The sequence below is a fragment of the Reyranella sp. genome (assembly GCF_965227665.1).
GTDB lineage: Bacteria > Pseudomonadota > Alphaproteobacteria > Reyranellales > Reyranellaceae > Reyranella.
Genome location: NZ_OZ245767.1, coordinates 693,435 through 707,081 on the forward strand (window position 1 = coordinate 693,435; position 13,647 = coordinate 707,081).

At 66.4% G+C, this 13,647-nt stretch carries 11 protein-coding genes; 6 read left to right on the forward strand and 5 right to left on the reverse strand.

The genetic code is table 11. The features are described 5' to 3' along the window. Nucleotides 1–69: 69 nt before the first annotated feature. Nucleotides 70–1,788: an N-acyl-D-amino-acid deacylase family protein gene (locus ACO07I_RS03430; RefSeq protein WP_422014327.1), complete on the reverse strand. Its 1,719-nt coding sequence runs from the start codon at nt 1,786–1,788 to the stop codon at nt 70–72. Between the two features lie 183 nt (nt 1,789–1,971). On the opposite strand from ACO07I_RS03430, the gene ACO07I_RS03435 reads away from it, so the two are divergent. Genes ACO07I_RS03435 through ACO07I_RS03450 form a run of 4 tightly spaced genes read left to right on the forward strand, consistent with a single transcriptional unit; the run spans nt 1,972 to nt 6,609 of the window. Next, nucleotides 1,972–3,675, forward strand: coding sequence for a GMC family oxidoreductase (locus tag ACO07I_RS03435; RefSeq protein ID WP_422014329.1), 1,704 nt, complete (start codon nt 1,972–1,974; stop codon nt 3,673–3,675). Between the two features lie 11 nt (nt 3,676–3,686). Then, nucleotides 3,687–4,652, forward strand: coding sequence for a peptidyl-alpha-hydroxyglycine alpha-amidating lyase family protein (locus ACO07I_RS03440; RefSeq protein ID WP_422014331.1), 966 nt, complete (start codon nt 3,687–3,689; stop codon nt 4,650–4,652). An 11-nt stretch (nt 4,653–4,663) separates the two neighbouring features. Next, nucleotides 4,664–5,635, forward strand: coding sequence for an NAD(P)-dependent oxidoreductase (locus ACO07I_RS03445; protein WP_422014333.1), 972 nt, complete (start codon nt 4,664–4,666; stop codon nt 5,633–5,635). After that, on the forward strand, nt 5,632–6,609 hold the full coding sequence (locus tag ACO07I_RS03450) for a Bug family tripartite tricarboxylate transporter substrate binding protein (RefSeq protein ID WP_422014335.1): 978 nt from the start codon (nt 5,632–5,634) through the stop codon (nt 6,607–6,609). The genes ACO07I_RS03445 and ACO07I_RS03450 overlap by 4 nt, the downstream gene beginning before the upstream one ends. Before the next feature lie 52 nt (nt 6,610–6,661). Here ACO07I_RS03450 and ACO07I_RS03455 read toward each other — a convergent pair whose 3' ends face one another. Both ACO07I_RS03455 and ACO07I_RS03460 read right to left on the reverse strand, forming a co-directional pair. Further along, nucleotides 6,662–7,918 (reverse strand): MFS transporter, encoded by a 1,257-nt coding sequence (locus ACO07I_RS03455; protein ID WP_422014337.1) that lies wholly within the window; start codon nt 7,916–7,918, stop codon nt 6,662–6,664. Nucleotides 7,919–7,952: 34 nt separating this feature from the next. Beyond that, complete coding sequence (locus ACO07I_RS03460; RefSeq protein ID WP_422014339.1) at nt 7,953–9,452, reverse strand: flavin-containing monooxygenase; 1,500 nt, start codon at nt 9,450–9,452, stop codon at nt 7,953–7,955. A gap of 288 nt (nt 9,453–9,740) precedes the next feature. Here ACO07I_RS03460 and ACO07I_RS03465 point away from each other — a divergent pair, with 288 nt between their 5' ends. Both ACO07I_RS03465 and ACO07I_RS03470 read left to right on the forward strand, forming a co-directional pair. Next, nucleotides 9,741–11,345 (forward strand): GMC family oxidoreductase, encoded by a 1,605-nt coding sequence (locus ACO07I_RS03465; protein ID WP_422014341.1) that lies wholly within the window; start codon nt 9,741–9,743, stop codon nt 11,343–11,345. Between the two features lie 10 nt (nt 11,346–11,355). Then, nucleotides 11,356–11,799, forward strand: a complete 444-nt coding sequence (locus tag ACO07I_RS03470) for a hypothetical protein (RefSeq protein ID WP_422014343.1) — start codon at nt 11,356–11,358, stop codon at nt 11,797–11,799. Between the two features lie 20 nt (nt 11,800–11,819). Here the strand turns inward: ACO07I_RS03470 and ACO07I_RS03475 are convergent, their stop codons facing one another. Together ACO07I_RS03475 and ACO07I_RS03480 are read right to left on the reverse strand one after the other, a co-directional pair. Beyond that, complete coding sequence (locus ACO07I_RS03475; protein WP_422014345.1) at nt 11,820–12,182, reverse strand: hypothetical protein; 363 nt, start codon at nt 12,180–12,182, stop codon at nt 11,820–11,822. An 80-nt stretch (nt 12,183–12,262) separates the two neighbouring features. After that, nucleotides 12,263–13,540 carry an acyl-CoA dehydrogenase family protein gene (locus tag ACO07I_RS03480; protein ID WP_298312418.1) on the reverse strand — a complete coding sequence of 426 codons (1,278 nt, stop codon included), beginning with the start codon at nt 13,538–13,540 and terminating at the stop codon, nt 12,263–12,265. Between the last annotated feature and the right edge of the window lie 107 nt (nt 13,541–13,647).

Sequence of the window (13,647 nt, forward strand, 5' to 3'; positions counted from 1 at the left end):
AGGACAATCGATCCCGCCAGCCCCCCCGAGAACCTCTTGGACCGTGGCAGATGAAGTGGCAAGAGCCGGTCAGCGGCCAAGCCGTCCCTTCAGGACCGTTCCGGCATAGGCGCCTGTGGCCTCCCCGTTCTCGAAAGCCAAGGCGCCGTTCACCAGGGTCGCCCGGATGCCCTCCGCCTTCTGGACGAGACGGCGGGCGCCGCCCGGCAGGTCGCGCTCGACCGTCGGCATGGTCGGCCGGATACGGTCCTCTTCGAACAGCACGAGATCGGCGCGATGCCCCGCGCGAACGAGGCCACGGTCGATCAGGTCCCAGGCCAAGGCATTGTCGCGGGTGATCTTCTTCACCGCCTCTTCGAGCGTGAAGGCCCCGCGCTTGCGCACCCAGTAGCTGAGAAGATGCGTCTGCAGCGACGAGCCCATCTCCTGCGCGACGTGCGCGCCGGAATCGGAGAAGGTCGCCAGCGTGCGGTCGTGCTTCAGGATGCCGAGCACGTCGTCCGGCGATTCGTTGACCAGCGGCTGGACATAGACCTGGTTCTCGTTGGCCAGCGACAGGTCGATCATGACCTCGACCGGATGCTGCCCGCGCGCCCGGGCGAGCTGCTCGACCGTCGGATCGTCCCAGTCGACGCCCTGCATCACGAACAGATTGGCGTAGTCCGGCTTGCGCGGGTCGGTGGTCGCCGCACCTCCGCCCTGGAAGACGTTGTCGCGCGGCTTCATCCTGCTTTCCGCCGCCACCAGTTCGCGCCGCACCCCGGGATCGGCCAGGCGCCGCTTCTGCTCCTCCATCGGCAGATCACGGACCTTGCGCCACGCCGGCAACACATCGAACGGCAGGTAGGACTTGAGCGAGAAGATGGCATTGATCGAACGTGTCGTACCCTGACCGTACATCCGACCACCGGCGGCCACCGTCTCGTCGATGTACCGCGTCTGATAGGCCCATCCCGTCGGATCGTCGCCCTGCTTGGTGGCCAGCACGCCGAACATGACCGGACGCTTGTAGGCCAGCGCCAGTTCACGCAGCCGTGCGAGGAAAGCGCGGTGGGCCGGGCCGCTCGCGACGTCGGGTCCCACCTGGAAGATGCCGGCATCGAGTTCGGCCATGGCCGCCAGGATGCGGTCGATCTCCTCCCACTCGGCGATCCGGCTGGCGACCGGCGTATTGTCCGGCGTCACATGAGTCGATGCGCGCGAACTGGAGAAGCCCATGGCCCCTGCCCGCAGCGCCTCCTTCACGAGATCGGCCATGCGGACCATCTCGTCCTCGGTCGCCGCCTCGGTGAAGGCCCGCTTGCCCATCGCGTACATGCGCAGCGCCGAGTGGCCGATATACATGCCGTAGTTGATGGCCTTGGGCAGGCGCTCCACGGTCGCGAGATAGTCCGGGAAGGTCTCCCAGCTCCAGTCGATGCCGGCCGCCATCGCCTCGGTCGGGATGTCCTCAACCGCCGACAGGCAGCGCGCATAGAGGTCGCGATCCTCGGGCTTGCAGGGGGCCAGGGCGAAGCCGCAATTGCTCATCACCACCGACGTGACGCCGTGCCAGCACGAGCAGCTGCCGAGGGGATCCCAGGCGACCTGCGCATCCATGTGCGTGTGGCCGTCGATGAAGCCCGGCGAGACGATCAGCCCGTCGGCGTCGATCGTGCGCCCAGCGGCGGCGGTGATGCGTCCGACTTCGGCGATCATGCCGTCCCTGATGCCGACATCGGCCGTGAAGCGCCTGGTGCCGGAGCCGTCGACGACCGTGCCGCCCCGGATGACGAGATCGTGGGCCATCACGTCAGATCCTTGCGCGGGACAATTCTGGTCAAGGCGGCAATTGCGGCTGCAACGTCCGGCATACGAAACCTCCCTCGCTACCTCTCTCGACGATTGCAGGCTTCTCCGATTCCGGCAAGCGGACTGCTGCAACCGTCCGTAACCGTGCTAGCGTGGCGGCAATAAACGGGGAAACGCCAAGTGTACGACTACATCATCGTCGGCGGCGGGTCGGCAGGCTCGGTCATGGCCCATCGGCTGTCCGCCCGCAGCGCCAAGAAGGTGCTGCTCTGTGAGGCCGGTCCGGACACGCCACCGGGCCAGGAGCCGAAGGAAATCGCCGACAGCTATTCCGGCACGGCCTATTTCGATCCGCGTTTCCACTGGACCGACCTCAAGGTCCATACCCAGGTGGTCAGCCACAACAACCCGCAGGAAAACCGCCCGCCGTTGCGCAAGTACGAGCAGGCGCGCGTGCTGGGCGGCGGCTCGTCGATCAACGGCCAGATGGCCAATCGCGGCGCGCCCACCGACTACGCCGAATGGGAATCTCGCGGCGCCGCCGGCTGGGGCTGGAACGACGTGCTGCCCTATTTCAAGAAGGTCGAGCGCGACCTCGATTGCGACGGGCCGCTGCACGGCAAGGACGGCCGCATCCCCGTACGGCGCATCCCGCGCGAGAAATGGGCCGGACATGCCCAGGCCGTCGGCCGCGCCTTCGAGGAAAAGGGCTTCAAATACCTGCCCGACCAGAACGGCGAGTTCGTCGACGGCTATTTTCCCGTCACCCATTCCAATGCCGACGAGCGACGAGTCTCGGCGGCGATGGGCTATCTCGATGCCGAGACCCGCAAGCGCCCCAACCTGACGATCTCGACCGAAACGCAGGTCATGTCGCTGCTGTTCGAGGGCTCGCGGTGCGTCGGCGTCACGGCCCGGGTCGCCGGCAAGGACCAGGAATTCCGCGCCCGCGAGGTGATCCTGTCGAGCGGCGCCATCCATTCGCCGGCCCACCTGATGCGCGCCGGCATCGGCCCCGTTGGACAGCTCACCGACCTCGGCATTCCCGTCGTGTCCGCCCTGCCCGGCGTCGGCCAGCGGCTGATGGACCATCCCTCGATCGCGCTGTCGTCGTTCATCAAGCGCGGCGCCCGGCTGCGCGAGCATACGCGGCGCCACATCCATGTCGGCCTGCGCTACTCGTCGAACCTGCCGGGCATCCCCAGGGGCGACATGTTCGTGGCCGTCGTCAGCAAGTCGGCCTGGCACGCGGTGGGCGAACAGATCGCCTCGCTACTCACCTTCATCAACAAGACCTATTCCGAGACCGGGCAGGTCAAGCTCACGTCACGCGACTGGCGGAGCGAGCCCCTGGTCGAGTTCAATCTTCTGTCGGACAAGCGCGATCTCGACCGGCTGATGAGCGGCTTCAAGCTCATGGCCGCGGTGCAGATGACCGATGCGCTGCGCCAGGTGACCGATGTCCCCTTCCCGGCCTCCTACAGCGACCGGGTGCGCCAGATCGGTGTCGTCAACAACAAGAACAAGTGGCTGACCCGGCTGGTCGCGACGATGCTCGACGGCCCGGCGGCGCTGCGCCGCTACATGATCGAAAACTACGTGGTCGAGGGTTTCACCTTCGATCAGGTGCTGAACGACGATGACGCGCTCGAGGCCTTCGTGCGCAAGGCGGCGATCGGCGTGTGGCATGCCTCCTGTACCTGCCGCATGGGTCGCGACGACGATCCTATGGCCGTGGTCGACACCCAGGGCCGGGTGCGGGGCGTTCAGGGACTGCGCGTGGTCGATGCCTCGATCTTCCCGGTGGTGCCCTGCGCCAACACCAATTTCCCCACCCTGATGACGGCCGAGAAGATCTCGGACACCGTCCTCGCCGGACACTGAGGAGCGGTTGCATGTCGGTCGTGCTGGGCAGCGGCGAGCACCGCTATCGTGTGGTCGAGAACTGGGCGAAGCTGCCCGACGGCTGGGACTTCCGCGACGTCGCCGCCGTCGCGTGCGACAGCCGGGACCGAGTCTACGTCTTCAACCGCGGCGAACATCCGATGATGGTGTTCGACCGGGACGGCAATTTCCTGCGCTCCTGGGGCGAAGGCCTTTTCAGCCGCGCCCACGGCCTCCACATCGACAGCGACGACAACCTCTATTGTACCGATGACGGCGATCACACCGTCCGCAAGGTCTCGACCGACGGCAAGGTGCTGATGACCATCGGCGTGCCGAACCAGCCGGCGCCCTTCCTGAGCGGCAAGCCGTTCAATCGCTGCACCCACACCGCGCTCTCGCCCCAGGGCGAGATCTACGTCTCCGACGGCTACGGCAACAGCCGCGTCCACAAATATTCGCCCGACGGCAAGCACCTGATGTGCTGGGGAACGACCGGGACCGATCCCGGCGAGTTCAACATCGCGCACAACATCGCCACCGACGCCGACGGCTGGGTCTATGTCGCCGACCGCGAGAACCATCGCGTTCAGGTGTTCGACGGCAACGGCCGGTACGAGGCGCAGTGGAACAACATGCACCGGCCTTGTGCGCTCTATTGCTGCGGCGGCGCCAAGAGCCCGACCTTCATCATCGGCGAGCTGGGGCCCGGCATGCCGGTGAACAGCAAGCACACCAATCTCGGCCCGCGCCTGTCGATCGTGAACGGCAAGGGCAAAACACTGGCCCGGCTCGGCGGCCAGGATGGCCCCGGCGAACAGGCCGGCCGGTTCCTCTCGCCGCACGGGCTGGCCGTCGACTCGCGCGGCGACATCTATGTCGGCGAGGTGAGCTACACCAACTGGCCGAGCACCTTCCCCGGCACACCCGTGCCGAAACACCTGCGCTCGTTGCAGAAACTCGAGAAAGTCGTCTGAGGAGAATGGTAATGGTTGAACGCGTACTCGTCGTCGGGCCCAAGGACACCCTGTCCATGGTCGACGACCTGGCTCCCAAGGGATACGAGATCGTCAAGGCGCTGCACAACTCGCCGGAGCAGAAGGCGGCCCTGCCCGGGACCCATTATTTCGTTGGCTTCATCCAGCAATACGTCACGCCGCAGCTCTTCAAGGACGCGCCGAATCTCAAGCTGATCCAGATGCTGAGCGCCGGCTACGACCGCGCCGATCTCGAGGCGGCGCGCGCGAGCGGCGTGCCGTTGTGCGCCAACGGTGGCGCCAATTCGGTCGCCGTGTCGGAGCATGCGATGCTGCTGATGCTGGCGGTCTCGCGCCGGCTGATCACCCAGCATACCAACGTCACCGCCGGCCGCTGGCACGGCAATTCGCCGCCGACCGTCCATGAGGTGCGCAACCGCGTGCTGGGCATCATCGGCTTGGGCACGATCGGCAAGAAGGTCGCCAAGCTGGCCCTCGCCTTCGGCATGACCGTCCACTACTACGACATCGCCCGCCTCAAGGAAGAAGAGGAAGACGCGCTGGGCGTGCGCTTCCGCCTGCTGCCGGAGATCCTGAAGCATTCCGATATCGTCTCGCTGCACGTGCCGCTGAATGCTTCGACCCGGCACATGATCGGCAAGGACGAGCTCGCCGCCATGAAGAAGTCCGCAATCATCGTGAACACCTCGCGCGGGCCCGTCATCGACGAGAAAGCGATGATCGCAGCGCTTTCGAGCGGAAACCTGTTCGGCGCCGGCCTCGACGTGTTCGACGAGGAGCCGACCCCGCCGGACAATCCCCTCCTGAAGCTCGACAACGTCGTCCTGACCGCGCACCTCGCCGGACCGACGTTCGAGAGCAACATCACCCGCCTGCGCAACGGCTTCGACAACGTCCAGAGGGTTGCCCGCGGTGAGCCCGCGCTCTGGGTGGTGCCCGAACTGCTGGAAGCCAAGACATGACCCGAATTTCCAGGCGCAGCCTCCTTACGGGGGGCCTCGCGGCCCCCTTCCTCGCCCGCGAGGGCTTTGCCCAGGGCGACTGGCCGAAAGGGCCCGTCCGCTGGGTGGTGGCCTTCGCGGCCGGCGGCGCGGCCGACACGGTGGCGCGGAACATCGGCGTGCGCGTGGCCGAGATCATCGGCCAGCAGGTCATCATCGACAACCGCACCGGCGGCAATGCCGTCGTCGCCGCCAATGCCGTTCTCCAGGCGCCGCGCGACGGCCAGACCTTCCTGGTCGACGCCGCCAACCAGATCACCAATCCGCTGCTGATGAAGGATCTGCCCTTCGACTACATGCAGACCTGGCTGCCGGTCACGCAGATGGCCAGCTTCCCGCAGGTCGTCGCCGTGAAACACGATTTCCCGTCGCAGACCATCCAGGAATTCATCGCCGCCGCGAAAGCCAAGCCCGGCACGATCAGCTACGGCACGCCGCCGGCGGCCGGCATGGCTCACATGGCCGGCGAGGAACTGCAGCGCCGGGCCGGCATCAAGCTGATCCACGTGCCCTATCGCGGCGGCGCCGACGCCGCGCGCGACATCGGTGCGGGCGCCGTCGATTCGGTGATCATCACCACGAACTCGATCCGCCCGCCCGTCGCCGCCGGCCGCGCGCGTGTGCTGGCGGTCACCAGCCTCAAGCGCTCCGTCGCCTTCCCCGACGTGCCGACCCTGGCCGAGAGCGGCTATCCGGGCTTCGACCTGAACGACTGGAACGGCCTGTTCGCGGCCACCGGCACGCCACCCGCGCTGGTCGACCGCATGCAGGCCGTGGTGGCCGAAGCGATCAAGGACCCGAAGGTGAAGGAACGTCTCGACCCGACCGGAGCTGATCTGGTCGCCAACACGCCGGCCCAGTTCAGGACCTGGATCGCCGGCCAGCGCGACCTGCTCGGCAAGCTGATCGCCGAGGCCGGCATCAAACTGCAGTAGAGGTTTTCCCCTCGATTCTTCCACCTCCCCGTATGACGGCGGAGGAAAGGTGTTACGCAGTCTGCAGCTTCAGCCTGTGGGTTTCTTCGAAGCGAAGGATCGCCGCGAAGGAAACGGCGGCGGCGGCCATGATCATGAAGGCCGGGCTGAAGTCGTTCTCGGTCCGGTGGACCAGCCACGTGGCGACCAGCGGGCTGAAGCCGCCGAGGATGCCCAGGGTCACGTTGTACCCCAGCGCGATCGCGGTGCAGCGAATCGCGGCCGGCACGGCCTCGACCATCAGCGCCGGCTGGGCGCCGATGAAGGCCCCGACCGACAGCACGAAACCGAGTTGGCCCACCAGGATCAGGGTCGGATGGCCCTGGTGCATCAGCCAGAAGAACGGCAGCGCGCCGAAGAAACCCAGCGCCGTTGCGCTGAGCATCAGAGGGCGCCGGCCGTAGCGGTCGGACAGCCATCCCATCAGGACCATGACCGGCAGCATCGCGACCATGCTGGCGGAATTGATGGCGAGTGCCGTGGCGGGGGCAATATTGTCGGCGAACTGCAGCCAGCTCACGATGTAGACGAACATCAGGTAGAAGCCGACCGAATTGAACACCGAAAGGGCCGCGAGCTTGCCGAGCAGCGGGCCATGGTTTCGCACCGTGTCGAGCAGGGGCGACGGGGCGGTCGAGGCCTGGCGCGGTGCCTCGTGGACGTGGCGCCGCAGAACGACGCCTGCGATGCCGACCAGCAGTCCCAGCAGGAACGGCAGTCGCCAGCCCCAGCTCTCAAGCGCCTGCTCGGACATCACCGATGCCAGCAGGGCGCCGGTCGCCGAGCCCAGCAGGATGCCGCCGATGGCACCACAGCAGCCCAACGCGCCCACCAGCCCGCGCCGGTTGGGCGGCGACTGTTCGATGATGAAGATGATCGAGGTCGTGTATTCGCCGCCGACCGACAGGCCCTGTACCATGCGCAGCAGCGTGAGCAGGATTGGCGCCGCGATGCCCAGCGTCTGGTAGTCCGGCAGCACGCCGACCAGGAAGGTCGGGATGGCCATGGCGGCGACGGAAAAGGTGAGCGCCGCGCGGCGGCCGAGCCGGTCGCCGATCGCCCCGATCACCGCCCCGCCGATCGGCCGCATCAGGAAGCCCACGGCGAAGATCCCGAAGGCCGCCAGGACCTGCGCGACAGCATCCTCGCTGGGGAAGAAGGCCCGGCCGATCGCGGCGGCGAAGTAGCCGTAGACGGCGAAATCGTACCATTCCAGCACGTTGCCGATCGCGCCGGCCGCAATGACCCGGCGCGTGTTGCCCTGATTCATCTCCGCTCCCCCGAGCTCCGGATCGACCGGTCGATCAGCCGTAGACGAACGCCCGATCGTCCAGATCGATCGCCGGGAAGACGTTCTTCTCGTTCCAGTAATCCTGGGTGTGCTGCCACTCGGGCTTGTCGCCGCGCTTGGGCAGGAGATGCATGCCGCGCATCAGGTAGCCGGGATTGAAGTTCTCCGGATCGATCCACGGCAGCAACTTCATCCCCTCGTCCTCCGGCCGCAGCGCGACCTCGACCTTGTGGGCCTGGCGATTTTCCATGTGGCCGAGGAGGCGGCAGACGAAGTCGCCGACCAGGTCGGCGCGCAAGGTCCAGCTCGCGCGGAAATAGCCGAACACCCAGATCATGTTGGGCACGCCGGTGAACATCATGCCGCGATAGGTCACCGTGTCGGCGAAATCGACCGGCTTGCCGTCCACCGCAAAGGCGATGTCGCCCATCACCGAGAGGTCGAAGCCTGTCGCGGTCACGATGATATCGGCCTCGAGCACCTTTCCCGACTTGAGCAGGATGCCCTCCGGCACGAAGCGGTCGATCTCGTCGGTCTCGACCGAGGCCTTGCCGGCGCGAATGGCTTTGAAAAGATCGCCGTCGGGCACGAAGGCGATGCGCTGCTGCCATGGCCGGTAGCTCGGCGTGAAATGCGGCTCCAGCGGGAAGTCCGGCCCGACATGGGCGCGGACACCGGCCAGCAGCTCGGCTCGCACCTTGTCGGATTCCTCAAGGGAGCGCCGGGTGAACACCGACTGATCGTGCAGGATCTTGCGGCGCACGATCTCGTGGATCCACTCCTCGTCGACCTCGAGCTGCCGCAGCGTCTCGGCGAGCTCGATGGCGTTGCGGCCCGGGATGAAATAGGTCGGCGAGCGCTGCAGCATGGTGACGTGACCGGCCTTGTCGGCCATCGCCGGGATGACCGTGGCGGCCGTCGCGCCGGAGCCGATCACGACGATCTTCTTGCCCGTGTAATCGAGATCCTCCGGCCAGGTCTGCGGATGGACGATCCGGCCCTTGAAGCTGTCCATACCCTTCCATTCGGGCGTGTAGCCTACCGAATGACGGTAGTAGCCCTGGCACATCCAGAGGAAGTTGGCGGTGAAGCGAACCGCCTCCCCCGTATCGGTGCGGACGCCCTCGATGGTCCAGCGATTGTCGGTGCTCGACCAGGTCGCCGCCTCGATGCGATGCCCGTAGCGGATGTGCCGCGCGAGATCGTTCTCCTCGATCACCTCGCCCATGTAGGACTTGATCTCCTGGGCCGTGGCGATCGGCTTGCCCTTCCACGGCTTGAAACGATAGCCGAATGTGTGGAGATCGCTGTCGGAGCGGATGCCCGGATATTTGTGGGTCAGCCAGGTTCCGCCAAAGCTCTCCTGGGACTCCAGGATGACGAAGCTTCGGTCGGGCATCTGGTGGGTCAGATGATAGGCACCGCCGATGCCCGAGATGCCCGCGCCGACAATGAGGACGTCGAAATGCTCGGTCGTGTTGGCCGCAGGCCGTGCAAGAGTGGTATCCGGCATGGGAAGGCTCTTTCCTCGCTGATCAAGTCGCGCCAGTCTTGCGCGAACATGAGCGCCGAAGCCAGCCCCCAGAATCCACGATCCGAAACCGGCCGCCGGAGACGCGGCGCCATTGCAGTCCGTGTGGTTGCGGCGCGGCATCGACGTACTGGACCTGCAACCCGTCCTGGAGGCAAAAGGGTCTCCCCTGTCCCCTCCTTTGCCAACGATGGACACTGGACTTCCCGAGGTCACGCCCTGGTCGCCCGTGCCATCAGCCAGCCTCTCGCCCGCTAACGGAAGAACGCCATGCACGAAAAGGTCGACGTCCTGATCATCGGTTCCGGCGCTTCGGGGGCAGCGGTGGCCTGGAGCCTCGCCGATACGAAGATGCGGATCCTCTGCCTCGAACAGGGCGACTGGGTGAAGCCCACGGACTACCCAACCAATGGCCGGGACTGGGAGGCCCGCCTGTTCGGCGACTTCGCCATCAACCCCAACCGCCGGGCGCGCGAGACCGACTATCCGATCAACAACGGCACCTCGCCCATCCAGGTCGTGAACTTCAACGGCGTCGGCGGCAGCACCATCATGTACACGGCGCACTATCCCCGCCTGCACCCCTCGGACTTCCGGGTGAAGACGCTGGATGGCGTGGCCGACGACTGGCCCGTCGACTATGGCACGCTCGAGCCTTACTTCGCCGAGAACGACCGCATGACGGGCGTGGCCGGCCTCGAAGGGGACCCGGCCTACCCGCACCACGTGCCGCCGATGCCGCCCCTGCCCCTGGGCAAGACCGGCAAGTGCTTCGGCGAGGCGATGAACAAGCTGGGCTGGCACTGGTGGCCTTCGGATTCCGCCATCGCCACCACCGAATATGACGGCCGCGCCCCCTGCATCAATCTCGGCCACTGCACGCCCGGTTGCGCCCAGGGCGCCAAGGCCAGCGTCGACGTCACCTACTGGCCGCACGCGCTGCGCGCCGGCGTCGAGTTGCGCACCCGCGCCCGGGTCCGCGAGGTCACGGTCGGCCCCGACGGTCTCGCCAACGGCGCCATCTACTACGATGCCGAGGGCAAGGAGCATTTCCAGCCGGCCGAGATGGTCATCGTGGCCTGCAACGGCATCGGCACGCCGCGCCTGCTGCTGAACTCGGTGTCAGGCCGCTTCCCCAACGGCATCGCCAATTCGAGCGGGCTGGTCGGCCGGAACCTGATGTTCCACCCGTTCGCCCACACCTACGGCTATGTCGACGAGCCGATCGACGGCAACACCGGCGCGCAGCTCTCGCTGTGGAGCCAGGAGTTCTACGAGACCGACAAGGCCCGCGGCTTCGTGCGTGGCTACACGCTACAGCTCCACCGCGGCGCCGGCACGATCGTCGACGCGATCGCCAACACCGCGCGCGGTTTCCTGCCCTGGGGCGAGGCGCATCACGATGTCTATCGCACCCTCTTCAACCGCAAGCTCGGCCTCTCGGCGATCTGCGAGGACCTGCCCGAGGAGCACAACCGGGTGACGCTCGACCCGGTCCTGAAGGACAGCAACGGCATCCCCGCGCCGAAGATCGACTACACCTTGAGCGACAACACCAGGAAGATGATCGCCCACGGCGTCGCGCGCTCGAAGGAGATCCTCGCGGCCGCCGGCGCGAAGCATGTCGGCAGCGACGCGCCGATGCTCAATGCCGGCTGGCACCTCATGGGCACGGCGCGCATGGGCACCGACCCCGAGCGCTCCGTGGTCAACGAATGGGGACGCAGCCACGACGTGAAGAACCTGTTCATCGTCGACGGCAGCATCTGGGTGACCTCCGGCGGCGTGAACCCGACCTCCACCATCCAGGCGCTGGCGCTTTACATCGCCGACAACATCAAGCGGCGCCTCGCCGACGCCACGCTCTTCGACTGAGGCCATCGACATGACCTACGGAACCCTGACTGAAGCCGAAGCCCGCGACCTGCGCCTGCTGGCCGGCATCATGATCCCCGCGAGCACGGCCCATGGCGTGCCCGGCGCCGACGACGGGCTGATTTTCGCCGATATCCTGAAGAGCCTGGAACGCGACACGGCGGACGCGCAGTCCGCGCTCAAGCAGTTGAGGGAGCTGTCGGGTGGCCCTTTCGCCGAACTCGAACCGGAGCGCCGCACCGAGGTGGCCATGCGGTTCAAGGAGGAAGGCGGCGCACCGCTCTTCGCCCTCAATCGCGTGGTGCTGCTCTGCTACTACCGCGACGACCGCGTGATGCGCGCACTGGGCCAGGAGCCGCGCTCGCCGTTCCCCAAGGGCCATGTCGTCGAACAGGGCGACTGGTCGCTGCTCGACCCGGTGCGCAAGCGCGCGCCAATGTGGCGGCGGGTCTAGCCGCCCGTCACCCCTGCCCGTCAGCCCTGGCCGCGTGCCTTGAGCACGAAGCCCATCGCCCGGAAGCTCGAATCCTTCTGGATCGCCGCTGTGACCCGCGGATCGCCATAGGGGTTGCTGAGGGAGATCAGGACGTCGGTCTGGGTCTGGCAGGAGGCTGCGGCCGTGGCGGCGAGCGACGGGGCGCTGCCAGCATAGACATCGGCCAGGTGGATGTTCGCGACCAGGCAGTTGTCGCGCGCCTCGAAAGCGTCGTCGATGCTCTTCATCCGCTGCGGATCGGACAGACCCGCGCTCCGCAGGGAACTCGCGGCCTCGCAGCCACCCAGCAGAAGCGGCAGCAGCACGAGGGCCGTTTGCAGGGAAATCCGGGTCACCGTCATTCGCTCTTCCAGTCTCACCATCCGCCCGCAACAAAAGGGGCCGGACCCGGCCTGTCAAGGCCGGGCCCGCTCCGATCGTCCTAGTGGCGGCTCATCTCGGCGCGGCCGACCACCATGTGATGCACTTCGTCCGGACCGTCGGCGAACCTGAGGTGCCGCTGGTTGACGTACATCTCGCTGAGCGGCGACCACTGGGAAAGGCCCGTGGCGCCGTGGATCTGCATCGCCTGGTCGATGATCACGCAGACCTTTTCCGGCACCATCGCCTTGACCATGCTGATCCAGACGCGGGCCTCGCGATGGCCCAGCACATCCATCGCCTTGGCAGCCTTCAGGACCATGAGGCGCATCGCCTCGATCTCGATGCGCGCCCGGCTCACCAGCTCGAGGTTCTTGCCCAGCTGGATGAGCGGCTTGCCGAAGGCGGTGCGGCTCGAGCCACGCTTGACCATCAGCTCGATCGCCTTCTCGGCGGCGCCGATCGAGCGCATGCAGTGATGGATTCGGCCCGGTCCGAGGCGGACCTGGCTGATCTCGAACCCGCGGCCCTCACCCAGCAAGATGTTCTCCGCCGGCACCCGGCAGTTGTTGAACTTTAGATGCATGTGGCCGCGCGGCGCGTGGTCGTGGCCGAACACGGTCATCGGGCCCACGATCTCAAGGCCGGGCGTCCCCATCGGCACCAGGATTTGCGACTGCTGGAACTGCGGCGAGGCATCGGGGCTGGTCTTGACCATGACGATCATGATTTTGCAGCGCGGATCGCCGGCGCCGGAGATGTAGTACTTCTCGCCGTTGATCACCCATTCGTTGCCGACCAGTTCGGCGCGCGTCGTGATGTTCTTGGCATCCGAGGAGGCGACGCCCGGCTCCGTCATCGCATAGGCCGAGCGGATTTCGCCGTTCAGCAGTGGCTTCAGCCACTTCTCCTTCTGCTCGGGCGTGCCGACCTTTTCGAGCACTTCCATGTTGCCGGTGTCCGGCGCCGAGCAGTTGAGCGACTCCGAGGCGAGCGGATATTTACCGAGTTCGGCGGCGATGTAGGCGTAGTCCAGATTGGTCAGCCCGCGGCCGATCTCGGAATGGGGCAGGAAGAAGTTCCACAGTCCCGATGCCTTGGCCTTGTTCTTGGCGCCTTCGAGCAGTTCGAGCTGGCCCGGCGCCCAGCTCCAGCGATCCTTGCGGCCCTCACCCAGGCGGTTGAACTCCTCGAGGATCGGCGCGACGTTCTCGGCGATGTGCGCCTTGACCGCATCGAACAGAGGCTGCGCCTCCTTCGACATGGCAAGATTGTTCAGCTCCGCTTCGAGATCGGGACGGACCGGCTTCCGGGTCGCTGCCGCTGCCTTCTGTGTCATTGGGGTTTCCTCGCTTCTGTCGATCTGATTTCAGGCGCGGCCAATCCCTACAGACCTGACATTTTCGGTCAATCCCCCTGAGGCGAAGGCGGTCCGCCTTGTGTCAC